Source organism: Alkalihalobacillus trypoxylicola (assembly GCF_001590785.1).
Classification (GTDB): Bacteria; Bacillota; Bacilli; order Bacillales; family Bacillaceae_D; genus Alkalihalobacillus; species Alkalihalobacillus trypoxylicola.
Genome location: NZ_LTAO01000034.1, coordinates 26,181 through 50,728, shown reverse-complemented (window position 1 = coordinate 50,728; position 24,548 = coordinate 26,181). Strand labels below are relative to the sequence as shown.

Genomic DNA, 24,548 nt, shown 5'->3' with positions numbered 1-24,548 from the left:
CTTGATTTCTAAAAAACAAACGAAGAACATCCCCTTTTTTCGTGATGTTCTTCGTTTTGGTTGTTCCATCTATTTTTAAAATAATAAGCTTACTTACTTCCCTTTTTTGTTACCTTAAAGATCGATATTTCTTCGTTTAGGTTTATTGCTAGATCAGATAAAATTTGCGCCGAAGCTGCAACTTCCTCCATAGCAGATAGTTGTTCTTCGGTATTTGCTACTGCATCCTCTGTTTCCTCTAAAGTGACCTTTGCCGAGTTCTTTAAACTGATCATTTGATTTTGGAGATGCTTTGTTTGAGTCGTAATTTTATCAGAAGAGGCTACTACGGTTTCGACCTCTTTGTTTACCTGAGAAATCGAAAGAGAGATTTCTCCAAACGAATGATCAACGTCTCTCATTAGCTCCGTTCCTTTTGTCACTTCTTCCTGTCCTTGTTGCATTTGCCTAACTGCTTCAGTTGTTTTATTTTGAATTCCTGAAAGTAAGTCATCAATTTCTGTTACTGATTGTTTAGATTGCTCAGCAAGCTTTCGAACTTCATTCGCTACAACAGCAAAGCCTTTTCCGCTTTCTCCAGCACGAGCTGCTTCAATGGCTGCATTTAATGACAACAAATTGGTTTGTTCTGAAATTGAGGTGATCATATCTAAAATAGTCCCGATTTTTTCAGCCTGTTTTTCTAATTCTTCCATTGTTTTCGTGGTGCTTTCTACCGTTGTATCAATCGTGTTCATTTGCTCAATGGTCTTGTGAATCATCTCTCTCCCGTCATTCGAACGGTTTTCCATTTCCTTTGACGTATGCTGAACGGAATGAGTTGCTTTTGTTATATGCTCCACACTTAGAACCATTTGTTCAGAGGATTCCAAACTATTCTGGGACAGCGTTGCACTTTTCTCGGCATTTTGAGATAAAGATTGTACAATTTCGGCTATTTGATTAGTTGCTGCAGAAGTCTCCTCAGAGCTAGCGGATAGTTGCTGAGAAGAGGCTGCTACATTCCCAGAAACATTCACTGATTCTGTTATTAGGCGCTTTAACGACTGCTTCATTTTATTAAAAGATTGTCCTAAAACAAACAATTCATCCTTCGTTTTGATTGTAATATCCTCACTCGTTAAGTCACTATTAGCAATTAAATCAGCTTCTTTTACTAATTGTTTTAATGGTCTTGTAATAGCAGATGCTAACCATAAAATTAAGACAATGAAGATTATAGACATGGCGATAACAGCTATTATGACAATAAGCTGTAACCTTTCTAGTAATGAAAAATTGTCATCTAATGTTGTATTCATATGAATTCTTTGTACTTCTGAGAGTAATTGAAAATCTGTACGAATTTCTTGGGCTAGTGGCGTTACGGTTTCATTTAGCAAAGTAACAGCACTTTCCATATCGTTCCTTTCGTAGAGTGGAAATACTTCATTTTCAACAATATCCATCCACTGATGAGCTTTCTGCATTGCTCCTGAAACTCTTTCATCTTCGCCCATTTCATTTAATGCTGCCTCTATTTGAACAATACTTTCATTAGCTTCATTAATTCTGCTTAGGGTACTCAAATCACCGACTAGTAAGTAAGATCTTACTAACGCTAATCGATTTGTAATATGATAAGACATATCTTCCTGTAATAATAATCTATTAAAATCTGCTTCCTTCATTGTATTCATATTTTCATTTGAAATGGCTAACGTAAAAATAATGAAAATCGATAGTCCTAAAAAAAAGACTAAAATTACTCCAAATACACTTAATAACTTTTGTCGAATGCTCTTCAAATTCTATTGCACTTCCTTCTCATTTTTTGCTGACCAAATTTATATCGGAAGATTTATTTATATTTTTATATCTAATACTATTAATTTTTAATAAACTTCTATAAAAATGGAAGAAATTAAATCAATGTTGCTAGCATACTAAATCAATCCTAATACCAAATCCTGAAGAAAAAGAAAGAATGCCCATCCTACAACCCCTATCATTAAAGAGAATATAAGAGGGACAGAATATTGAAGAGCTATTCCAATAATTAGCATCATGACCATCGTAGCTGGAAGTCCTTTTAAAACGCCTATCGCAAATTGCCCAATCGCTTGCAACGGCTCACCTGCAACATGCAACCAAATCATACTCAAAATACTCACTAATGGAAGTGCCGCAATAATTCCCCCATAGGTTGGATAACGATTAGCGACCATCGTTATGATTCCAATGAGCATTGCTGAGATTAAAATTTTTATGATAGTGAACATCACTTCTCTACAGCCTTTTGCTTTAATAGCTGAAATGCCTGCAAAATACTTTGTGCTTCAGCATCGGTAAGTTTATCAAAAATCAATTGAAGCTTTTCTTTATCTAATCTTGAATGCCTATGTAGGACCTCTGTTCCTAAAGCAGTAAGTTTAAGTATCACTCTTCTCTCATCTACTGAGCTCCTCGTTTTATAAATATACTCTTTTTCAATGAGTCGTTTTACATGCTCTGAAGCTGTATTTTGTGAAACTTGCAAACATTGAGCAATTAATTTAATACCTACTTCATCTTCTTTCTCTATCACTTGTAATATTCGAATACTTTGATGGCTTATTTTCTCATCATGACTATAGCGTAAATGATAATATATATCTGTCCAATTTGTGTTTAATTGATTGAGCCTATCCATTCTGTTTCCTCCTAGTAAATCTATCATTTATTTTTATATCTTATTATACGATATATTCTTATTTTACGATATAGTTTTTCTTACATTCTTACAAAAATAAAAAGCTACTTCATCCCAGAGGGAAGCAGTAGCTTATGATAAAACCTTTTTATCTTTTTTTCATCTCTTCTAATAGTAACTTATTAACCATAGGAGGATTCGCTTTTCCTTTTGAAGCCTTCATGATTTGTCCAACAAGGAATCCTATTGCACGATCCTTACCATTTTTAAAATCTTCAATGGACTGTTGATTTTGGTCTAAAACCTCTGTAACCATCTTTAATAATTCACCTTCATCAGAGATTTGAACAAGACCTTTTTCCTTCACAATATCCTCAGGGTCTCCACCTTTTTCAATCAAGTCTTTAAAGACCTTTTTAGCAATTTTAGATGAAATCGTCCCTTTTTGAATGAGCTGAATCATTTTCGCTAACCCTTCAGGAGTAAGAGCGACATCCTGAAGCTCTTTCTGTTCAGCATTTAAATAAGCAGATACTTCTCCCATTAACCAATTGGAAGATAGCTTAGCGTCCCCACCCTTAGATACCGTTTCTTCAAAGAAGTCAGACATTTCTTTCGTTAATGTCAATACCATTGCATCATAAGCAGGTAAACCTAGCTCTTCTACATATCTTGCTTTTCGTGCATCAGGTAACTCAGGGATGGAGGCACGAACTCTTTCCTTCCACTCCTCATCAATATGAAGAGCAACTAAATCAGGCTCTGGGAAATAACGATAATCGTCTGAGCCTTCTTTCACTCGCATTAAAATCGTCTTTCCTGTGGATTCATCAAAACGGCGAGTTTCCTGCTCTATGATTCCACCTGATAAAAGTACTTGCTCTTGACGTTTTTCTTCATATTCTAAACCTTTACGAACAAAGGTAAAAGAATTTAAGTTTTTCAATTCAGCTTTCGTCCCGAACTTTTCTTGTCCTACTGGACGAAGAGAAATATTGGCATCACAACGTAGCGATCCTTCTTCCATTTTACAATCTGAAACTCCCGCAAATTGGATAATCGCTTTTAATTTCTCTAGGTAAGCATAAGCCTCCTCTGGCGTTCTAATATCTGGCTCTGAGACAATTTCAATTAATGGCGTCCCTTGTCGGTTAAAGTCCACTAAAGAATAACCGTTTCCAGAGTGCATAAGTTTACCAGCATCTTCCTCTAAATGAAGACGAGTAATACCAATTTTCTTTTTCTTTCCATCCACTTCAATTTCAATCCATCCGTGCTCACCGATTGGCTTATCGAATTGAGAAATTTGGTAGGCCTTAGGATTATCTGGATAAAAGTAATTTTTTCGGTCAAATTTAGTATCTGTTGCTACTTGACAGTTTAAAGCCATCGCAGCCTTCATTCCAAATTCAACAGCTGCTTTATTTAAAACAGGAAGAACTCCTGGATAGCCTAAATCAATCACGCTCGTATTTGAGTTCGGTTCAGAACCAAAATGATTAGGGCTAGCGGAGAAGATTTTTGATTCAGTCTTTAATTCAACATGGACCTCGAGTCCAATTACAGTTTCAAAATTCATCGCTTCTTTCACCCCTTACAGTTCTGGCTTTTGTTTATAATAGTCTGTTGCATTTTCATAAGCATTCGCAACTCGATAAACGGTTGCTTCATCAAAGTGCTTTCCGATAATTTGAAGCCCGAGTGGAAGACCATCTTTAAATCCACAAGGTACGGAAATACCCGGAACACCCGCTAAGTTCACAGGAATTGTCAGAATATCATTCGCATACATTGTTAGTGGATCCTTTGTATTTTGACCTATTTTAAAAGCCGCAGTAGGTGTTGTAGGTCCTAAAATTACATCAAAATCCTCGAAGATTTTTTCAAAGTCCTGCTTAATCAACGTTCTTACTTTTTGGGCTTTTTTATAATAAGCATCATAATAGCCCGAGCTTAAAGCAAACGTTCCAAGCATAATACGTCGCTTCACTTCATCTCCGAAACCTTCTGCACGAGTTTTTTTATACATCTCTAATAAATTATCGGCATCATCTGAACGATAGCCATAGCGGACACCGTCAAATCTTGAAAGGTTTGCAGAAGCTTCAGATGATGAAATTAAATAATAGGTAGCTAACGCATATTTAGAATGAGGTAGTGATACCTCTTCCCACGTTGCTCCTTCTTTTTCAAGGATTTTTAAAGCCTCATGTACGGAATCGGCTACTTCTTTATCAATTCCATCTCCCAAATACTCACGAGGAACGGCAATTTTTAATCCTTTAACTCCTTCTTCAAGCTTACTAGCAAAGTTTGGAACATCGACGTTAGCAGAAGTAGAATCCATTGGGTCTTTACCCGAGATAGCTTGTAATAAATAGGCGTTATCAGCAACATTTCGCGTTATCGGTCCGATTTGATCTAGAGATGAGGCAAATGCAACTAATCCATATCGTGAAACTCGACCATAAGTTGGCTTTAACCCTACTACTCCACAATAAGCAGCCGGCTGACGAATCGAACCACCTGTATCTGAACCTAAAGAAAATGGAACTTCTCCAGCGGCAACAGCTGCTGCTGATCCACCACTTGAACCTCCAGGAACATAATCAAGATTCCAAGGGTTTCTTGTCAATTGGTAGCTAGAGTTCTCTGTTGAAGAGCCCATCGCAAATTCATCCATGTTTAATTTACCAATTGTTACTGCTTCTGCACTTTTTAACTTTTGAACAACAGTTCCGTCATAAATAGGATTGAAATTTTCTAAAATTTTACTTGAACAAGTTGTTCGAAGATTTTTCGTGACAATATTATCCTTAACTCCTATAGGCATCCCAAAAAGTGTCCCAAAAGAGCGGTCAGTTCCTAAAGCTTCATCGAGCTCCGCTGCATATGTACGTGCCTTTTCTTCATCTAATGTGACAAAGGCTTTTACTTTATCCTCGACCTGGTTAATTCGTTTATATGATTCATCAACTAAATCTGTTACTTTTAATTCTTTATTATGGAGCTTACTATGAAGCTCCGACATAGGTAAGTCAAATAAGGACATATCAGTCTACCCTCCTTAATCTAAAATAGATGGAACTCTAACTTGTCCATCTTCATGGTCCGGTGCATTCTTTAAAACTTCTTCCACTGGTAAACCTTTATCAGGTTTGTCTTCACGCAATACATTTGTCATGTTTAAAACATGTGTTGTTGGTTCTACTCCCTCTGTATCGAGCTCATTCAATTGTTCAGCAAAAGAAATGATGTTATCCAATTGCTCTGTGAACATTTCAGCTTCTTCTTCCGTTATCGCAAGTCGTGCTAAATGTGCCACATGCTTTACTTGATCTTTCGTAATTTGAGACATTACTAGCTTCACCCCTTCTAATTAGAGCACTTGACAATATTTTTAATGATACCAAATTACACCTCTATAGGCAACAGAGCGTGCATTTTAGAATACCTTTTGTTTAGTTTAAAATGAACCTTTAGTTAAAATCTTCACCACTGATGTGTGTTTTAATACCCGGCTATAAGCTTCCCATAGAATAATACCTTACACATGAATAAGCAATTCTACAAATGTTAGGTGGTCCAACTGTTCTCTCCGCTAAGACACTCCAGATTCGAAGAATTACGACCAAATGAACTTCCCCTCAACAAGTGTCAATATCGACACTTGTTCCAATGCTAGTCTCCGTGTCTTGCTCCAGCTAGGTTATGTCATTTCGTTGAGGTTGTTCACATTCAGCCCTTTATCAAATGAAGGTCGCACATCTCATTGCTTGTGTATACACCCACTACACATCATTACATCCCTCACTTTATTAGAAATATGAGTAACAGAGGTAATCCTACTATCATTTTATAAAAAAAAAGTTAGATGACTATATCTTGTCATCCAACTTCGTTTTGTTTGTATATTTTTTATCTTGAACCTTTTATATAAGGTTTACCACTTGCTTTTGGAGCAGCCGATTTTCCAACAAAGCCCATTAAAGCAATAATCGTTAATACATATGGTGCTATTAATAAGAATACTGGTGGGACTTCTGATAATAATGGAATTTGACCACCCGTGATACTTAATGCTTGAGCCAAACCAAAGAATAAGGCTGCTCCTAATACACCAAGAGGGTTCCATTTACCAAATATCAAGGCAGCTAACGCCATAAACCCTTGCCCAACAATCGTTGTACCAGAAAAATTTCCAGAAACGGTAACCGCAAACACAGCTCCACCAAGTGCTCCAAACGCCCCACTCAGCATAACAGCTATATAACGCATTTTATTTACATTAATCCCCATCGTATCAGCGGCCATCGGATGTTCTCCAACGGAACGAAGTCTGAGGCCAAAAGGAGTATAAAATACGATATAGTAGACAACTAGCACTAATAAAATAGCCATATAAGAGGTTAAATAAGCATTTGAGAAAAATAATGGCCCTATTAAAGGAATATCACTTAGTACAGGTACATCCAATCGGAAAATTCGATTTTGAATATAATCCGTTTGACCTTTATCAAAAATCAATCTTGTTAAAAAGACTGTTATTCCTAAAGCAAGGAAATTTAAAGCAACACCACTTACTATTTGATCGGCTCTAAAGGCAATAGAGGCGACCGCATGGAATAAAGAGAATACTGCACCTACAATAGCAGCTATAAGCAAAGCAATCCATGTTGAAGCAACGCCTAAACCACTGGCTTCTAACATTAAAGTCGTAACAATTCCAACAAATGCTCCTATAATCATTAAACCTTCTAAACCTATATTAACGATCCCAGCTCGCTCACTAAATAATCCGCCTAACCCGGTTAGAACAAGAGGAACACCAGCATATATAGCTGCTGGGACAACAAGTGCAAGAATTTGCATCAAGTCCATTTAGACTCCCTCCTTCTTAATACGATTCAAAATCCAACGAATCATATAGCTGGAAGCAACAAAGAAAATAATAAGGGCAATAACAATTTCAATCAGTTCTGTTGGAACCCCTGCTTGCTGTTGCATCGTTAATGCTCCAACTTGTAAACCACCGAAAAGGAAGGAGGATAATAGTACTCCAATCGCCGTATTTGCCCCTAATAAGGCAACGGCAATTCCATCAAAACCAACACCACTAAACCCTGATAAAATACTCATATATCCATAGGTTCCTAAGCCTTCCATCGCTCCTGCTACACCGGCAAATCCACCCGATATCGCCATAGATAAAATCATATTTCCTTTAACATTCATTCCCGCATAATTCGAAGCATGCTGATTAAAACCAACTGCTCTAAGTTCATAACCTTTTGTTGTTTTCCATAAAATAAACCACATGATAATACATGCTATAATCGCCACAATAAATCCATAATGAAGCCTAGAATAATCGGTTAAGGACTGCAACCAGTCAGATTGCAGGGAGGCCGTAGAATTAATATTATCTGTACGCTCTCCCGGTACTAATAAATAAGCACGGATAATGGCATTTGCCACATATAAAGCGATATAGTTCATCATAATCGTTACGATTACTTCATGAACATTAAAACGCGCCTTTAATAATCCTGGTACAAACCCCCATAATGCTCCAGCAAGTGCTCCTGCTAAAATCGATAATGGCAAATGAAGAAGCATTGGCAATTCTACAGCTGCTCCAACATATACGGCTGCTAACCACCCAACAATTAATTGGCCCTCTACCCCTATGTTCAATAAACCAGTACGGTAAGCAAACGCAACCGCTAGTCCAGCTAAAATTAAAGGGGTCATCGAACGAATCGTTTCACCCATATTGTAAGTATTACTAAAAATCCCATTCATAAGAGCAATATAAGCTGTAATCGGGTTGTAGCCTGACAATAGCATAATAAACGCCCCAACTATAACCCCGAATAGGATGGCTATGACGGGAATCATCCACCCCGTCAGCTTTCCAAAAGGTGCTTTTTTTCCGTTCATGTTGATTTTTCACCTTCCTTTTGTCGCTTGCCTCCAGCCATTAATAGTCCTAGCTCTTTCTCGTTTGTTTCAGCTGCTTGAACAATATCGACAATTTTACCATCATAAATAACAGCAATTCGATCACTTACATTTAATATTTCATCTAGCTCAAGTGACATCAGTAATACCGCTTTTCCTTTATCACGTTCTTTAATTAAACGCTTATGAATTGCTTCTATCGCTCCTACATCAAGACCTCTCGTTGGTTGAGCAGCAATTAAAAAATCTGGAGAGCGATCAACCTCACGAGCGATAATCGCTTTTTGCTGATTTCCTCCTGATAATGAACGAGCTAACGTATACTCACTAGGTGTACGAACATCATAATCTTCAATTAAAGTACGAGCTTTATCATAAATAGCTTGAGTATTTAAAATCCCATTTTTAGAATAAGGCTGTTGATAATACGTTTGTAATACCATATTTTCACCGATTGCAAAGTCTAAGATCAGTCCATGCTTATGGCGATCTTCAGGAATATGCCCCACACCAGACTCCGAAACTTTTCTCGGGGTCAAATTAGTAATCTCTTTTTGGTTTAAAAAGACTTTTCCTTTTTCGACTTTTCTTAATCCCGTAATCGCTTCTATCAATTCACTTTGACCATTTCCTTCTACTCCTGCTAGACCGAAGATTTCCCCAGCTCTAATCTCTAAGTCCAACCCTTTTAATGCCTCAACATTACGACTACTTTTCATCGTAACATTTTCCATTTTCAAAACGACATCTTTTGGTTCTGCAGGTGTTTTTGTAACAGTAAAGTTTACTTCACGACCAACCATCATTTCTGCTAGCTTTGCTTCACTAGCATCTTTGACAGATACTGTACCTATTCCTTTTCCACGCCTAATGACTGTACAGCTATCACACGAAGACATAATTTCCTTTAATTTATGTGTAATTAGGATAATCGACTTTCCTTCAGAAACTAATTTTTTCATAATTTTTATTAACTCTTGAATCTCTTGTGGAGTCAAAACGGCTGTCGGTTCATCAAAGATTAACACTTCAGCCCCTCTATATAATGTTTTTAAAATTTCGACTCGTTGCTGCATCCCTACGGAAATATCTTCAATCTTGGCATATGGGTCGACAGATAGACCATATTGCTCTGAGATTTTTTTTACTTCTTTGGCTGCTTTTTTTATATTAATTCGGCCCGCTTTTGTCGGCTCATTTCCTAATATAATGTTCTCTGTAACGGTAAAATTCTCAACCAGCATAAAATGTTGATGAACCATTCCGATCCCTAAACGATTGGCTACGTTTGGATCTGTGATTTTCACTTTCTGACCACGAACTTTTATTTCACCTTTCTCTGGTTGATAAAGTCCAAATAGTACATTCATCAAAGTCGACTTTCCGGCGCCGTTTTCACCTAATAAGGCATGAATTTCACCTTGCTTTAATTGCAATGTAATATTATCATTTGCAACAATCCCTGGAAATTCTTTGCGAATCTGATTCATTTCAATAACATAGCTCACCCATTTTCACTCCTTACCGCTCAAATCTAAAATCACTTTTATAGAGCTAACGATGAATTGGGAGAACAATCAATTCATCGTAATCCCTACCGTTATCATTAACTCCCCATTTAAGTAAGTTCAAACTGAATGTCTAAATTTAGTGAAGCATTCATCTATTCATGAGTGCACATTCAGAACAATTACAAAGGCTAGTGAGTCACTAGCCTTCGATAATTTGTCTCTATATTTCGTTATTATAGTCCTGATAAAAATTCTTCGTACTCATCATCTGTAGCAGGAACTGTGATATCGCCTGATAAAATTTGGTCACGGTAGTTATTTACTTCATCCTCAACACCGTCTGAAAGATTTTCAGTTGAATCAGAAATTCCAATCGCTTCATCATCTAAGCCATATTCAAGAACCTGTCCACCAGGGAAGTTTCCATTCATCGTATCTTCAGAAACATTAGCAACCGCAATATCCACACGCTTAACCATAGAAGTTAAAGTTACAGATTTGTCATCATCATAGACACCTTCCTCATATTGGTCCTTGTCCACTCCGATTGCCCATACTTTTTCATCATTACGCGCACGATTTTTCGCTTCTGTAAATAGTCCGTTTCCAGAATCTCCAGCCGCATGATAAATAATATCTGTACCTTGACTGTACATTGTATTAGCGATTTGCTGTGCAGCAACTTGGTCATTAAAAGACTCTACATATTGAACAGCAATTTCTGCATCTGGATTTACCGCTTTTACACCTGCTTTAAAGCCAACTTCGAACTTTTTAATTAACTCACTCTCAACTCCACCGATAAAACCAACTTGGTTGCTCTCAGTTTCAAGAGCTGCTACAACTCCTGCTAGAAAAGAACCTTCATGCTCTTTAAAAACAAGGTTGGCAATATTGTCATATAGCTCATCCGTTTCTTGGTTCATTACGACCATATCAACAATGGCAAGCTGTGCATCTGGATTTTGTTCAGCAACCGTTCTAATTGCATTTTCCATTAAAAAGCCAATCCCGAAAACTAGATCCGTATCACTACGAACTAGGTTACGAAGGTTCGGTTCAAACTCGTCCATAGATTCTGATTGAACGTAAGAATAATTTGTATTTTGCTCAAGACCAAATTCTTCACCAAAAGCGACTAATCCTTCCCAAGATGTTTGGTTAAATGATTTATCATCAATACCACCAAGGTCGGTTACCATCCCAACTGTGAAATCGCTTGCTTCTGTTGCCTCACCATCTGTAGTACCTGTATCTCCACCAGTAGTATCTCCATTATCATCTGATGTTCCACAAGCTGTTAGAGCGACAACTGCAGCTAAACCTAATGTTGCATTTCTTAACCATTTCTTCATGATTATCCCCCTCAAAAAATGAATTCAAATTCATACGTCAGATAACGTATTTTAAACCTTTAGTTCTACGCTTATTTTGACAACTATTACTAGATTTTATTCTATTCATTTTTTCAGATTCTGACTAGAGCTATTGGCATATAAACTACTATATATAATTCTCCAAAATGAATAAAACCGTAGATATGTATTGCTTTAACGAAAGCAAGAGATCAGACTTCTGATGTCTAACGTAGCAAACGTTTTTAATATACCATGAAAGACTAGAATAATAAATATGTTTTTTAAGATATTTTAGAAATTGTCGACATTTCTTTTGATAGAACCTTTATATACATATTTCTCTCAAAAATCCTTATCACTTCAACGTTTTACTTTGTTAAAAGAAACCCTTTCAACTCTTTTATAATCCTATTTTTTCTGTCATTTTTTTCCGAAATGAGCGCTCAGTCACCTCACCATAGAAAAGAGGAATCATTATGCAAAAATAGCTTGATTCCTCTTGTTAGTATTTTTAACGATTATTGATATACATGTATAAATGGTTCTTCATTCGGATTACGAATAATAACAGCCTCTTGTTGACCACCAACAGAATGTATATACACATTCACTTTGAGTGAATCGTCATATCTTTGCTTGATTTCTGAGGCAGCAAATTGAGTTAGTGCCACAATCTCCGTTTTACCCTGATACTGCAATGGAATTTCGATCGTTAACTCTTGAAGCTTATTGTTATTATAAAAGCCTCTCCCATGAACACCGACGAAATTTTCGAAGAAGTTTTGAATTTCTTCTTTAAAGCTATTAAATTGATCAGCATCATTTCGGACATCCGAATTGGCAGCAGATGACGGGAAGAGATAATACTGTTCATTAATATCCTGCCACCTTGACAGTCCTTCATTTGGTTCAGCTACAGCATGAGCTACAAAGGAGCCTGGGATAGCTGAAGAGCGAGCTTCTTCTTGAAAAAGTGCCACAATAATAGGTATATCATTAAAGGCCCCTTCTTCCTTACTTGAATCTCTTAAGCGAGAAACAATAAGCTCTGCTGCTTCTTTTCCTTGCGCCAAGGCTTGACTATGCTCAAGAGCAACATCATATAAATATCTACCCTCATCGGTATCAATACTAAAGTGATATGTATCATTTAAAGAAATGCCGATGACGATACCACCAACCTCAAAGTTTCCATTATCATTTTCAACAAGATAGTTATGCTCTAAAATATGCGATAAAAATCGAGGAGCTTCTTCCTCTCTTTCTTTCATATCTTTATCTTCTCCACCAGCAAGAGCTGGATTCAAGCCTAATGGATTGTCGTCTTCATCATATCTTCTTAACCAATTGTTAAGCTCGGTTCTTGTTACAAACTGCCCTTCACGGAAAAAATATCGATTATTATCAAAGTACTCAGTCGCTACTCGTGTTAGCCCAACTTCTAGGTGATCTAAATCTAATCGATTATACACCATATCAGGTCCATAGCCTCTCGTTGACCCGTGTAGATAGCTTCCATCATAAAGAACACTCTGATAAAAATCATCTACTGTAGAAATTGGTGGTATAACGGCAACATCCTGTTCTTCATTAACCTCGTCATTCACATCTGTTTCCTCTGGTGCGTCCTGCAAAATCGGAATACAGCCTGTAAGCATAAATAAAAGTGATCCGCTTATAAGTATTCCTTTAATGACTGCTCCTCTCACCTTTACTCCCTCCCTTCTATGTCTTACCTAACTTTCTATATCAGATAAGGCCTCTACCAGCCTTTGTTCGTTCCAGACAGTAATTTCCAATTCTTGAGCTTTTGTCAGTTTAGACCCTGCTTCTTCCCCTGCAATGACCAAATCAGTTTTTTTACTAACACTACCTGTTATCTTACCACCTAGTGCTTCAATCTTTTCTTTTGCTTCATTTCTTGTTAGTTGCTCTAATTTCCCAGTTAGAACAATCGTTTTCCCATTAAAAGGACTTTCTGTTAGCACGGCTTCTGATTGGGTGGATGGACCTTTATACTTCATATTAACACCAAGACTTCTTAAAGCCTCGATTAACTCTATCACTTCTTCCTGCTCAAAAAAGGTAATAATCGAGTCGGCCATTTTTTCTCCAATTTCATCGACTGCTAATAAATCTTCTTTATTAGCACTTTGCAAATTCTCTAAGGTCTCATAATATGCGGCTAATGTTTTAGCTGCTTTAGCTCCTACAAAACGAATTCCAAGTCCAAACAACAAACGCTCTAAAGAATTATTCTTTGATGCTTCAATCGCTTTAAGTAAGTTGTCGACTGATTTCTCACCCATTCGTTCTAGCTGTAGCAACTCGTCACGATTTAAACGATATAAGTCGGCAAATGTCCGAATGAGATGATGCAAAAAGAGCTGAGCTACCACCCTTTCACCTAACCCTTCAATATTCATCGCATTCCTAGACACAAAATGAATAAATCCTTCTCTAATCTGCGCAGCACACTGAGGGTTCATACACCGTAGTGCTACTTCCCCCTCTAAGCGAACGAGATCACTATCGCACTCAGGGCAATGAGTCGGCATCTTAAAATCTTTTTCTTCTCCCGTTCTTCTATCTACAAGAACATTTACAACCTCTGGTATGATATCACCAGCTTTTTTGATAACAACAGTATCTCCTAGCTTCAAATCCTTTTCTCGGATTAAATCTTCATTATGAAGAGAAGCTCGTTTAACTGTTGTACCAGCTACTACTACAGGGTCTAATATCGCTGTCGGTGTAACAACCCCTGTTCTCCCTACATTCAGCTCGATTTCTCTTAACGTCGTTACTACTTCTTCGGCTGGAAATTTATAAGCAATAGCCCAGCGAGGACTTTTAGCGGTAAACCCTAATTGCTCCTGCTGCTCAATTGAATCTAACTTAATAACAATCCCATCTATTTCATAGGATAGGCCTGCGCGTTTATCAATCCAGCTATTAACAAATGAAATAACCTCATCAATACTTTGGCAATATTCGGTTTCCTGGTTCATTTTAAAGCCTAGATCTTTTAGTAGCTCTAGGGCTTGATGATGTGAATCTAGGTCATCATTTTCTAGATAGCCTAACGAATAACAAAACATCGATAAATGACGCTTTGCGGCAATTTTAGGGTTCAGCTGGCGTAGTGAACCCGCAGCAGCATTTCTTGGGTTCGCAAACTTCTCTTCTCCCTCTGCTTCACGGGCCTGATTCAGTTTTTCAAAAGAATCTTTTGGCATATAGGCTTCTCCACGCACTTCTAATGTAACCTGCTTTTTTAAACGGAGTGGAATGGAAGAGATCGTTCTTAAATTACTCGTAATATCCTCACCTATTGTACCGTCACCTCTTGTAGCTCCTCTCACAAAACGACCATTTTCATAAGTAAGAGAAACGGCTAAACCATCTATTTTCAACTCACAACAATAAGCAATATCATCTCCAACTTGCTGGCGAATTCGGCGATCAAAATCTCGTAAATCCTGCTCATTAAATGCATTTCCTAAACTAAGCATTGGAGAACGATGCTCTACTTTTTCAAAATATGGAAGAGGTTCTCCTCCTATTCGAACCGTTGGCGAATCCTCGGTAATCAATTCAGGAAATTGCTCCTCTAAAGCAATAAGCTGATGCAGCAGCTGGTCATATTCTGCATCCGTTATTTGAGGCTCATCTAATACATAGTAAGAATAGCCGTAATCATTTAAACGTTCACGAAGCTCTTCGACCTTTTGATTTGCTTCTTGTTTTTCCATTGCCTTCGTCCTTTCTTATGGCTTCGTTATCGGGGCAAATTTTGCAAATAAACGCTTTATTCCTGTGGGCTGAGAAAAAGCGATATCAAGCTCTAAAGCATCTCCTTCGCCTCTCATGCTAACAACTGTACCCACTCCCCATTTCTTATGATTAGCCTTATCCCCAACATTCCATACAAACTGATCTCCACCGGTTTGTGCTATTTGTGGTCGAGCTCTTTGCTTCACTATCGGCTTTGAAGGGTTCATCCAAGACGGGCTTTGCTGGGCTTGCTGTTCATGTAAAGACTCTAAACAATTTTCGGGTACTTCAGCAATGAACCTAGAAGGAGGGTTCGTGTTCGTTCGTCCAAACATCATTCTTATACGAGCATTTGTTAAATACAGGAGCTTCTCTGCCCTTGTAATTCCAACATAGGCTAAACGACGCTCTTCTTCCATTTCATCTTCTTCAAACAATGAACGACTATGAGGAAAAACTCCTTCTTCCATTCCAATTAGAAACACGACAGGAAACTCTAAGCCTTTGGCAGAGTGAAGAGTCATTAAAGTAAGTGCATCCTTTTTCTTTTCTCCTTCGCCATCTTCATCTAGTCGATCAATATCAGCAACTAGTGCTAAATCCGTTAAAAAGGCTACTAACGATTTATCTTCAGAGTGTTTTTCAAATTCCTGAGTAACCGTCGTAAATTCATCAATATTTTCTAAACGGCTCTGCGCTTCAATCGATTGCTCATTTTTAAGCATATCACGATATCCTGTGCGTTTAAGCAAATCCTCAACTAATTCACTTACCGATAAATAGTCCTGCATTTGAATCCAGTGTCCAAGCTGGTCACGAAATTCTTTTAATTTAGAAATAGCTCTAGCCGTAATTCCTGTCTCTTCTATTTCTTGTAAAGCAGAGAAAATAGATAATCCATTTTGAATCGCATAAGTAGCAATCTTATCGACTGTCGTTGCGCCTATTCCTCTTTTTGGAACATTTATAATTCTTCGCAAGCTTATATCATCATCTGGATTAGAAATTAACCTCAAGTAAGCTAGAACATCCTTTATTTCTTTTCGGTCGTAGAATTTTGTTCCACCAACAATATTATAATCAATATTGGATTTCACAAAAAATTCCTCGATCACACGTGATTGCGCATTCGTTCGGTAAAGAACGGCCATATCAGAATATTGGTACTCATCTTCTCTTACTGCTTCACGTATTTTTTCGACGACAAATTGAGCTTCTTCCTGCTCAGTTCCTGCAGAAAAATAGTGAATCTTTTGACCTTGATCATTTTCAGTCCATAAGTTTTTCGGTTTCCGATTTCCGTTATTATTGATGACATGATTAGCTGCTTCTAATATTGTTTTGGTAGAACGATAATTTTGTTCTAACAAAATAACAGACGCATTAGGATAATCCTCTTCAAACGAAAGAATATTCCCTATATCAGCACCACGCCAACGATAGATAGATTGATCAGAATCTCCGACTACACATAAATTTTTATAGCGATCGCTAATCATGTTTACAAGCATATATTGAGCACGGTTCGTATCTTGATACTCATCTACTAAAATGTACTGAAATTTACGCTGATAAAATTCCAAAACTTCAGGTACGAGTTTGAAAAGTTCAATGGTTTTCATAATTAAATCATCAAAATCTAAAGCATTATTACTTTTAAGTCTTTTTTGATATTCCTCATAAACCTCAGCAGCTGTCTGTTCAAAAAATTGAGTAGCTTTTGCTGTCAATTCCTTTGGTTTCATCAATTCATTTTTACTGCTACTTATAATCCCCAAAATAGCTCTCGGCTCAAATTTTTTCGTGTCGAGATTTTTTTCCTTTAAGATTTGCTTAATGACTGATAGTTGATCAGCAGAATCTAAAATAGTAAAGTTTCGGCTATACCCTATGCGGTCAATATCTCGACGTAAAATTCGAACGCACATCGAGTGAAAGGTAGAAATCCATATATCTTCTGCTATTGGCCCTACCAGCTTAGCAACTCGCTCCTTCATCTCACGCGCTGCCTTATTCGTAAAGGTTATCGCAAGAACGTTCCAAGGTGCGATCTCTTTCTCTCTCAGTAAATAAGCGATTCTATGCGTGAGAACTCGCGTTTTTCCACTTCCCGCTCCTGCCATTAATAATAGAGGACCTTCTGTATGCTTTACTGCCTTTTTTTGCTCTGGATTTAGACCAGATAAAAGCTTTTCAATGATTCGTTCTTGCATCTTCTCCACCACCAAACATTTGTTCTACACTTATCATAAGACATGTCCTATTTATTTTCAATGAAATCTCAATGTTACCATTCTGCTTTACTCTCATTTTATAAAAACATGAAAACCTAACTGAAAAACCTTCTATTAAAGGGCTCCTTTTACAGCAGAAACGGTCTTTAGCGCTTCTTCAAAATTCTCATAGATTAAATTGCCAACAACAATGGTATCTGCATAAGCAGCCATCTGACTAGCTTGCTCTTGATTAGAAATTCCCCCACCATAAAAAAGCTTCGTATCATCTAAAACAGCAGATACTTGCCTCACTATATTTGGGTCACCATACATGCCACTGTATTCTAAATAAAAAATAGGAAAGTGATACAGATGTTCAGCCATACGAGCATAAGCGATAATATCATCTTCCTCTAAATCTGTCTTGGAATCGGTGAGCTTGGCTACTTTTGAATCAGGATTAAGCACACAATAGCCCTCTACAATAACCTCTTTCCAGTTCATAATCGCTCCGTATTCTTTAATAGCCTGCTGATGTCTACCCAACACCCAGTCTACCTTCTGACTATTCATAACAGAAGGCACAAAGAAATAATCACAGCCAGGAGTTATAGATTCTGTGTTAGAGATTTCTAAAGCACAGGAAAGGGCATATCTCCTTACTTTCGCCATTAATTGCAAGGTATTATCTAATGTTACACCGTCTGTACCTCCTATAATAATAGCATCCGTTCCCGATTCACATATGGCTTCTATTTGCTGATCCGTTAAAGTTTTATTCGGATCTAATTTGAATACATGACGCCACTCTTGATACTCTAGCATGATTCATCTCCTACTTCCATCTCAATTCCATCTCATTTTCGTCTTACTTAAAAGACTTTATTCTGTTCGTCATTATATCAAAGATAATCGTCCTTGTCGTCGGTTTGAAGTTGGAATACTGTGACCAAATTGTAGAAATAACAGCGGGGAAATCGTCAATCCTTTAACATTTTTTAAATGCTTTTTTATTTATCAGCTGTCATTCTTTATTTGAGTCCATTAATCATTTAAAACTGGTCATAAAAGCAGAACCATTGAAGCTTTAAGATGTTCACTAAAGATGGTCTCTTTTCTAACATGCTTATCTTTTACATAGGCTCTTTCGTTCGTTATATTGCATCACCTAAGTGAATGTTCTGAACGGCCTGCTCCGCCAGGAATCGCTCTCTTTCAATTTAATTACTTAACAATATGCTTATCTTGGGAGCGAGGTATTTTATCTGTGGATGTATACAAACCATGTAATGCTTGCTGTTAACCCGCTCCGTTTTCATTATAAGATGAATATCTTCAAATTTACTTTTTGATTGTAACGGTAGGTAGTGACTCCCGAAGGATCAGCGCAGTCTGAAGATCCACTCTGACAAAGCTCTGCGTAGTCAGAGTTAGCTGAAGACAAGCCCTTGGGAAAGCATCTACCTATAGTGAAAATCTAAACCTCATTGATTTGTTTTCATTAAGAGAAGAACCTTGGTGAATTAACTCGTTGATTGTAACGGCAGGTAGTGACTCCCAAAGGATGAGCGCAGTCTGAAGATCCACTCTGACGAAGCCCTGCGTAGTCGGAGTTAGCTGAAGACAAGCCCTTGGGAAAGCATCTACCTATAGTGAAAATCAAACACCAAGCCGTTCGGTTTCACCTATATAATATCAAGTAATTTTGAAGAGTTACACTTAAACGAACAGATGCGTTCATTCAATAAGAGGTAAACAACTTTATTATTCATTTTATAAGTAATATATAAAGAGATGGATGCAATTTGAAACAACTATCATTCATAAAATTCAATCACCTTTTTCATTCGTACAATATGCCAAATAAAAAACAGGAGCGTTTCTATTTACGCTCCTGTTTTTTTAATAACGAACATTATTCATTTATTGTTACAAGTTTTTCTTCTACTAAAGTCCGTTTTTTAGCTTTAGGGATTTTTTCGAAATAACCAATATGCAGAACGCCAACGATTTTCTCTCCGGGTTCTACACCCACTTTTTCTCTAAAGGATGGCTCTAAACTATATAAATTTGTTTTCCAGCATACACCAATTTCCTTTTCCCAGGCTAGTAGTTGAAAGTTTTGAATGAGCGCTGAAGTAGCACAAATATCTTCCTCCCACTTCTTCTGCCTTGGATCTTCAGGCATTACGACAATCAAATGATACGGAATATTTTGATAGTACGCAGCCATATCAGTTGCTTTCTTTTCCCGTTGTTCAGGAGAATACGTATCAATAACCGCTTCAGCAAAGGTTTTTTTACCTTCTCCTTCAAATAATATAAAACGCCACGGCTCTCTCTTCCCGTGATTAGGAGCGTAGACTGCATCATTTAATAACGAAACAATCACATCTTTATCTATTGGATCTGGTTTAAAATCGCGAATGCTTCGACGCTCACGAATAATATCTGAAATCGATTGAGTTTTTCTTTCTTGCATATCCAACATGGAGAACACCACCTTATTAGTCGATTATACAAATAATGATAATCATTTTCAATGATAGTATATCGTTCCTTATTCGTAACATCAAGCTTGAACGAATAGAATAGGTGGTATCTGCCATTTTATTATTCTGTTTCAATCACAACAGCTGTTCCATAAGCGATAATTTCAGAAGCAGATTGCATGACCATTGACGATTGTAGCCTAAAACCTATGATGGCATTTGCCCCCAATTTTTCAGCCTCAGCCTTCATTCTTTTAATCGCAATCTCTCTAGCCTCTTCCATCATCTCACTGTAGCCTCTTATTTCTCCTCCAACGACACTTTTTAATCCAGCTGCAAAATCCCTTCCAATATGCTTCGTTTGCACAGTAGAACCTTTTACAAGACCTAAAACCTTCTTTACTTCATAAGAATTCACTTCATTTGTTGTCACTATTATCATTATTCCTGCCTCCTGGTCTAGTGTAATGAATGCTTTGCTAACCTTATCTTCATTTACGTTCTGCTTTCTTAATAGGTTTCAATATTTAAAAATGGAGGCATTTACACTTGCTCATTTAGATAAAAATTCATTATTCCACTACTTCGACAGATATATGCTTGAAGCTCTGTACATCAAAAAGGCCAGTATCAGTTAGCTTTAATGTTGGTATAACGGGTAGCGCTAAAAAGGATAGCGTAATAAAAGGATTCCAAGCTTCCTTAAATCCAATCGTTTGCAAACCTCGCTCAAGCTTTTTTAGTGATTGTATAACAGAGTCATAGGAATTTAAAGACATCAAACCAGCCAACGGAAGAGGTAGAGAGGCTATAATCTGCTTCCCTTTAACGACTGCGATACCCCCACCTATTTCGGCAACATGGTTAATCGCTATCATTAGACTTGTATCGTCGACTCCACAAGCCACTATATTATGTGAATCATGTGCAACGGTCGAAACAATCGCTCCCTCTGTTAAGGGTATCCCTTTTAAAATTCCAACCCCAACATTACCTAAAGCGTTATGACGTTCTACTACTACCATCTTTAATTGATTTTCTTTAACTGACGGCTGAAAAAGTCCATTCTTTACTTCAACCTCTTCTATTAAATGCTCTGTAATAATGGAGCCTGGCTTCGCTGATATAATATTAGCTTTGTTACTATTTTCAATAGTTAGGTCTAATGAATCTACTCTTAAAGGAGCCATCTTTATGCTCTCCGTTAAAAAACTCGGAGGAGTCACAGCTTCTCTTATGCGTTGCGTCAGTTTACCAGATTGAGCTACTTGTTTCCCTTTTACAAAAACTTCATCGATACTTAGCATGTTTAAATCACTGATGATTAAAAAATCTGCCACATAACCAGGAGCAATCGCTCCTTTGTCCTTTAACTGAAAGCACTCTGCAGCATTAAGACTCCCCATTTGTATGGCTTGTAATGGGTTAATTCCTAATGTAATAGCTTTTCGAATACTAGCATCTATACTTCCAAGTTCTATTAATTCATCAAGGTGTTTATCATCTGTGGCTAATACAGCTCTTCTGCTGTTTACTGAAGTTAAGACAGGCAATAGCGCTTCTAAATCCTTGGCAGCTGTCCCTTCCCTCATTAATAAGTACATTCCTCTTCTTAGTCTTGAAAGTCCTTCTTCTGCTGATACAGCTTCATGGTCATTTCGAATGCCGGCTGTCATATAAGTATTTAAGCCTATTTCATCTAATCCAGCTCCATGTCCATCGATTCCAGCATGATGATCTCTTGCTGAAATTAACTTTTCAAGCATTTCTTCATCTCCAGAAAGAACAGCAGGATAGTCCATAACTTCACCTAATCCGTACACCTCTTTATTTGAAAATAGTAACTTAATTTCCTCTGCTGTTAGCTTAGCACCATTATTTTCGAGGGAAGTGGCAGGTACACAGGAAGATGCCATCATCTTTATATCCAATGGTAAATGTTTAGAGGCGGCTACCATATATCGAACGGCTTCTATTCCTCCTACGTTTGCGATTTCATGCGGATCGGCTATCACCGTCGTAACTCCATGTGGAAGCACAGCCTTAGCAAATTCCTCCGGAGTAACCATTGCAGATTCTATGTGAACATGTCCGTCTATAAATGAGGGACTTATAAATTGACCATTTAAAGAGATGATTTCTTTCGCTTTCTCATACGAGCCTATCCCGACTATATATCCATCCGCTATCGCTACATCCGCTTCATAAATGGTGAGATTAAAGACATCAACTATTTTTCCATTCTTTAAAATTAAGTCTGCTTCCTCTTTCTTAGCCGCTACTGCAATTTGCCTTCTTAAGCTTTCCTTAGAAATCATCTCAACCACCCGCCTATTTTCACGTATTTTTCCTATTGTAGTATGAATGATTGCAAATTGCAGTATAAATGTAAGAAAATCAGCTGAAGACGGTTTATTCTGATTCTTTTATTCATTTTTGACTTCTATTAAAAAAATTTTATCCAAAAATCCGCCTCTTTTTTCAGCTTTCTCTAGCCTTATTTCATCTAATTCCTCAAAGCTTACACCATGAGAAATAGCAAGGGCATGGATGATTTCAAGCATATCAGCAAGCTCCTCCAGCGCATCTGCATCGTTTTTTGCCTCTTTATATTCCTCTAGCTCTTCATGAAGCTTTCTTTTCAATTCTTTTTTGTATTCATTATCCTCCATGTAACGAATAAGGCAATTAGCTCCTGTTTTTTCAATAATTTCTGGTATCCGATCTCGAACCAGCTTGTTATATACCGGCATACTTCCCCTCCTTCAACATGATTTTTTATCGTATGTTATTGAATCAATTTCATCATTCATATCTTATAATGAAAACCGATTTTTCACTTTAGGTATATGCGTTCCCAAGGGCTTGTCTTCAGCTAACTCTGACTTTGCAGAGCGTCGTAAGAGTCGATCTTCACACTGCCTCATCCTTTGGGAGTCACTACCTACCGTTACAATCAACAAATAAATTAAAAAACGTTCAAGACATTTTTATAATAATTGTTCTTACTTATAGAGCCATTATGAATTTCACTTTATTTATAAAAAATTCTGTATGTACTTTTGTTATCCTGCTTTTTAAGTAACAGAATTTTCATCAATAAAAAGGACATTTGAGAATGAATCCTCAAAATGTCCTTTGTTTAATAATAAAGCTTGAAGCTTAATTCTATTCTTCAGCTGTTTCCACTTCACCTTCATACACGCGATCAAGTGTCATTTTATAGCCATCGTTACCGTAATTAAGACATCTCTTCACCCTTGAAATAGTAGCCGTACTAGCTCCTGTTTCGGTTTCAATCTTGTGGTAGGTAAATCCATTTTGAAGCATGCGAGCTACCTCAAGGCGTTGAGCTAAAGATTGTATTTCATTAATGGTACATAAATCATCAAAAAACTCATAGCATTCTTCTAAATCTTTCAAAGATAGTATAGCTTTAAACAATTGGTCAAGCTCTTTCCCTCTTAATTTATTAATTTGCACTCTTGTCCATCCTTTCTTACCACCGTTAGTAATTCACACTTTCCTCTATGCCAGGAGTTGAAGGGATAATATTTATCCAGGTTTGTCCTTTTTTAAAGGGGAGAATTTCACCATCTTTGTATGGCAATATTCTTCCTTGCTCATTTCTCCATTCAACCTTCTGAGCAACTCCACTATGAATCAGTACAGCATCGCCACCTGAAGTTAAATTAACCTCTCTCCGTCCACTATCATCTAGCACTCGGTGATCGGCGGCAACGATAAAAATATTATCAAGTTCAATCGCTTCTCCCGTCTCATAATCGACCGTCTGTTCATCATTGAATCGGTGATATTTCCGCGAAAGTTCATCATAGCGATAAAAAACATCATGTAGACCTAAATAATTTACAGTTATATCTAAGGCTTCTTCGCCTTCTATTGATGTTTCTTCAATATCTGCTAAAAAATTTAAAGGTTCTACATGCTTATTTAATTCGACATTTATATCTTCTATTCCTTTATAGAGATTCTCTACAGGTAAATAGGAATTATGTGGTGCTTTTCGATCAGTAGATCGTTGGAATAAAGTTCCGTCATAAAATAGACCGTTTAAATAATCGATATCCCCATTTGTGAGCATAATCTCTGCATCTGGACTCCAGCCATGCACAACGAGCAACGAGTCGTATCCATCAGCAAGTTCAACAAAATATGGACGAGCACTTCGAATAGGTCCTATCCGCTCCGGTAATTCACTTTGGTATAAAGCGACAAAGCGTGTAACCTCATACTCTGCTAATATTTCATAGACAATATCTGCTTCCAATAACCCGGACTGTGGCCTTGCTGCCGGCGAATTATTAATAATAGCTGATATGACACGGTTTTCATTAATTTCATCTGTTTCTAATCCTGTTAAAGGGTGAATGAGTGGTACTTCCGGCTCTGGTTCAGGTTCTTCTGCTTCTGGCTCTTGATTATTTGGATCATCTTCAACGGAATCATCAGCATTGCTACATCCACTAATGAGTAACAAAGTGACTACGAACATTAACCAATATTTCATTGCAAAATTCCACAACCTTCTTTATTTA

Annotated in this window: 20 protein-coding genes; all 20 read right to left on the bottom strand. The window is 37.3% G+C overall.

Going from position 1 to position 24,548, the window contains the following annotated elements; genetic code table 11:
* Positions 1–89 precede the first annotated feature (89 nt).
* The 20 genes from AZF04_RS15655 to AZF04_RS15560 all read right to left on the bottom strand — a co-directional run bounded on the left by AZF04_RS15655 (position 90) and on the right by AZF04_RS15560 (position 24,520).
* Entirely contained in the window at positions 90–1,787 is a 1,698-nt protein-coding gene (locus AZF04_RS15655) for a methyl-accepting chemotaxis protein (RefSeq protein ID WP_061949535.1), read from the bottom strand.
* A 138-nt stretch (positions 1,788–1,925) separates the two neighbouring features.
* On the bottom strand, positions 1,926–2,261 hold the full coding sequence (locus AZF04_RS15650; RefSeq protein ID WP_061949534.1) for a DUF3147 family protein: 336 nt from the start codon (positions 2,259–2,261) through the stop codon (positions 1,926–1,928).
* Positions 2,261–2,671, bottom strand: coding sequence for a MarR family winged helix-turn-helix transcriptional regulator (locus AZF04_RS15645; RefSeq protein WP_061949533.1), 411 nt, complete (start codon positions 2,669–2,671; stop codon positions 2,261–2,263). Before AZF04_RS15645 ends, AZF04_RS15650 begins: the two co-directional genes overlap by 1 nt.
* Positions 2,672–2,819: 148 nt before the next feature.
* On the bottom strand, positions 2,820–4,250 hold the full coding sequence (gene gatB / locus AZF04_RS15640; RefSeq protein ID WP_045484816.1) for an Asp-tRNA(Asn)/Glu-tRNA(Gln) amidotransferase subunit GatB: 1,431 nt from the start codon (positions 4,248–4,250) through the stop codon (positions 2,820–2,822).
* 15 nt (positions 4,251–4,265) lie between these two features.
* Positions 4,266–5,723: an Asp-tRNA(Asn)/Glu-tRNA(Gln) amidotransferase subunit GatA gene (gene gatA / locus AZF04_RS15635; RefSeq protein WP_045484818.1), complete on the bottom strand. Its 1,458-nt coding sequence runs from the start codon at positions 5,721–5,723 to the stop codon at positions 4,266–4,268.
* 15 nt (positions 5,724–5,738) lie between these two features.
* Positions 5,739–6,029, bottom strand: a complete 291-nt coding sequence (gene gatC, locus AZF04_RS15630) for an Asp-tRNA(Asn)/Glu-tRNA(Gln) amidotransferase subunit GatC (RefSeq protein ID WP_045484820.1) — start codon at positions 6,027–6,029, stop codon at positions 5,739–5,741.
* 560 nt (positions 6,030–6,589) lie between these two features.
* The gene (locus AZF04_RS15625) at positions 6,590–7,552 is read right to left on the bottom strand and encodes an ABC transporter permease (protein ID WP_061949532.1); all 963 of its coding nucleotides are present in this window, start codon (positions 7,550–7,552) and stop codon (positions 6,590–6,592) included.
* Positions 7,553–8,614 (bottom strand): ABC transporter permease, encoded by a 1,062-nt coding sequence (locus AZF04_RS15620; RefSeq protein ID WP_061949531.1) that lies wholly within the window; start codon positions 8,612–8,614, stop codon positions 7,553–7,555.
* Positions 8,611–10,143 carry an ABC transporter ATP-binding protein gene (locus tag AZF04_RS15615; protein WP_061949530.1) on the bottom strand — a complete coding sequence of 511 codons (1,533 nt, stop codon included), beginning with the start codon at positions 10,141–10,143 and terminating at the stop codon, positions 8,611–8,613. The genes AZF04_RS15620 and AZF04_RS15615 overlap by 4 nt, the downstream gene beginning before the upstream one ends.
* A 236-nt stretch (positions 10,144–10,379) precedes the next feature.
* Entirely contained in the window at positions 10,380–11,501 is a 1,122-nt protein-coding gene (locus AZF04_RS15610) for a BMP family lipoprotein (protein WP_061949529.1), read from the bottom strand.
* Between the two features lie 521 nt (positions 11,502–12,022).
* Entirely contained in the window at positions 12,023–13,213 is a 1,191-nt protein-coding gene (locus tag AZF04_RS15605) for a CamS family sex pheromone protein (protein WP_235600008.1), read from the bottom strand.
* A 27-nt stretch (positions 13,214–13,240) separates the two neighbouring features.
* Positions 13,241–15,259, bottom strand: coding sequence for an NAD-dependent DNA ligase LigA (gene ligA / locus AZF04_RS15600; protein ID WP_061949528.1), 2,019 nt, complete (start codon positions 15,257–15,259; stop codon positions 13,241–13,243).
* Positions 15,260–15,274: 15 nt separating this feature from the next.
* The gene (pcrA, locus tag AZF04_RS15595; protein ID WP_061949527.1) at positions 15,275–17,494 is read right to left on the bottom strand and encodes a DNA helicase PcrA; all 2,220 of its coding nucleotides are present in this window, start codon (positions 17,492–17,494) and stop codon (positions 15,275–15,277) included.
* Positions 17,495–17,629: 135 nt separating this feature from the next.
* Complete coding sequence (pcrB, locus tag AZF04_RS15590) at positions 17,630–18,322, bottom strand: heptaprenylglyceryl phosphate synthase (RefSeq protein WP_061949526.1); 693 nt, start codon at positions 18,320–18,322, stop codon at positions 17,630–17,632.
* Between the two features lie 1,090 nt (positions 18,323–19,412).
* Positions 19,413–19,988, bottom strand: a complete 576-nt coding sequence (locus AZF04_RS15585) for a nitroreductase family protein (protein WP_082795360.1) — start codon at positions 19,986–19,988, stop codon at positions 19,413–19,415.
* 122 nt (positions 19,989–20,110) lie between these two features.
* The gene (locus AZF04_RS15580) at positions 20,111–20,431 is read right to left on the bottom strand and encodes a YbjQ family protein (RefSeq protein ID WP_061949525.1); all 321 of its coding nucleotides are present in this window, start codon (positions 20,429–20,431) and stop codon (positions 20,111–20,113) included.
* Between the two features lie 130 nt (positions 20,432–20,561).
* The gene (ade, locus tag AZF04_RS15575) at positions 20,562–22,307 is read right to left on the bottom strand and encodes an adenine deaminase (protein ID WP_061949524.1); all 1,746 of its coding nucleotides are present in this window, start codon (positions 22,305–22,307) and stop codon (positions 20,562–20,564) included.
* Between the two features lie 108 nt (positions 22,308–22,415).
* Complete coding sequence (locus AZF04_RS15570; protein WP_061949523.1) at positions 22,416–22,742, bottom strand: nucleoside triphosphate pyrophosphohydrolase; 327 nt, start codon at positions 22,740–22,742, stop codon at positions 22,416–22,418.
* Between the two features lie 415 nt (positions 22,743–23,157).
* A complete protein-coding gene (locus AZF04_RS15565) occupies positions 23,158–23,472 on the bottom strand; it encodes a YerC/YecD family TrpR-related protein (RefSeq protein ID WP_045484850.1) in 315 nt (104 codons plus the stop codon).
* A gap of 25 nt (positions 23,473–23,497) precedes the next feature.
* Positions 23,498–24,520 (bottom strand): DUF3048 domain-containing protein, encoded by a 1,023-nt coding sequence (locus AZF04_RS15560; protein WP_061949522.1) that lies wholly within the window; start codon positions 24,518–24,520, stop codon positions 23,498–23,500.
* Positions 24,521–24,548: the final 28 nt, after the last annotated feature.

What these genes read in the sequence shown, in the direction of transcription:
- AZF04_RS15650 (WP_061949534.1), bottom strand. Translation starts at nt 2,261, where the DNA reads ATGTTCACTATCATAAAAATTTTAATCTCAGCAATGCTCATTGGAATC.
- AZF04_RS15645 (WP_061949533.1), bottom strand. Translation starts at nt 2,671, where the DNA reads ATGGATAGGCTCAATCAATTAAACACAAATTGGACAGATATATATTAT.
- gatB (WP_045484816.1), bottom strand. Translation starts at nt 4,250, where the DNA reads ATGAATTTTGAAACTGTAATTGGACTCGAGGTCCATGTTGAATTAAAG.
- gatA (WP_045484818.1), bottom strand. Translation starts at nt 5,723, where the DNA reads ATGTCCTTATTTGACTTACCTATGTCGGAGCTTCATAGTAAGCTCCAT.
- gatC (WP_045484820.1), bottom strand. Translation starts at nt 6,029, where the DNA reads ATGTCTCAAATTACGAAAGATCAAGTAAAGCATGTGGCACATTTAGCA.
- AZF04_RS15625 (WP_061949532.1), bottom strand. Translation starts at nt 7,552, where the DNA reads ATGGACTTGATGCAAATTCTTGCACTTGTTGTCCCAGCAGCTATATAT.
- AZF04_RS15620 (WP_061949531.1), bottom strand. Translation starts at nt 8,614, where the DNA reads ATGAACGGAAAAAAAGCACCTTTTGGAAAGCTGACGGGGTGGATGATT.
- AZF04_RS15610 (WP_061949529.1), bottom strand. Translation starts at nt 11,501, where the DNA reads ATGAAGAAATGGTTAAGAAATGCAACATTAGGTTTAGCTGCAGTTGTC.
- ligA (WP_061949528.1), bottom strand. Translation starts at nt 15,259, where the DNA reads ATGGAAAAACAAGAAGCAAATCAAAAGGTCGAAGAGCTTCGTGAACGT.
- pcrA (WP_061949527.1), bottom strand. Translation starts at nt 17,494, where the DNA reads ATGCAAGAACGAATCATTGAAAAGCTTTTATCTGGTCTAAATCCAGAG.
- pcrB (WP_061949526.1), bottom strand. Translation starts at nt 18,322, where the DNA reads ATGCTAGAGTATCAAGAGTGGCGTCATGTATTCAAATTAGATCCGAAT.
- AZF04_RS15585 (WP_082795360.1), bottom strand. Translation starts at nt 19,988, where the DNA reads ATGTTGGATATGCAAGAAAGAAAAACTCAATCGATTTCAGATATTATT.
- AZF04_RS15580 (WP_061949525.1), bottom strand. Translation starts at nt 20,431, where the DNA reads ATGATAATAGTGACAACAAATGAAGTGAATTCTTATGAAGTAAAGAAG.
- ade (WP_061949524.1), bottom strand. Translation starts at nt 22,307, where the DNA reads ATGATTTCTAAGGAAAGCTTAAGAAGGCAAATTGCAGTAGCGGCTAAG.
- AZF04_RS15570 (WP_061949523.1), bottom strand. Translation starts at nt 22,742, where the DNA reads ATGCCGGTATATAACAAGCTGGTTCGAGATCGGATACCAGAAATTATT.
- AZF04_RS15560 (WP_061949522.1), bottom strand. Translation starts at nt 24,520, where the DNA reads ATGAAATATTGGTTAATGTTCGTAGTCACTTTGTTACTCATTAGTGGA.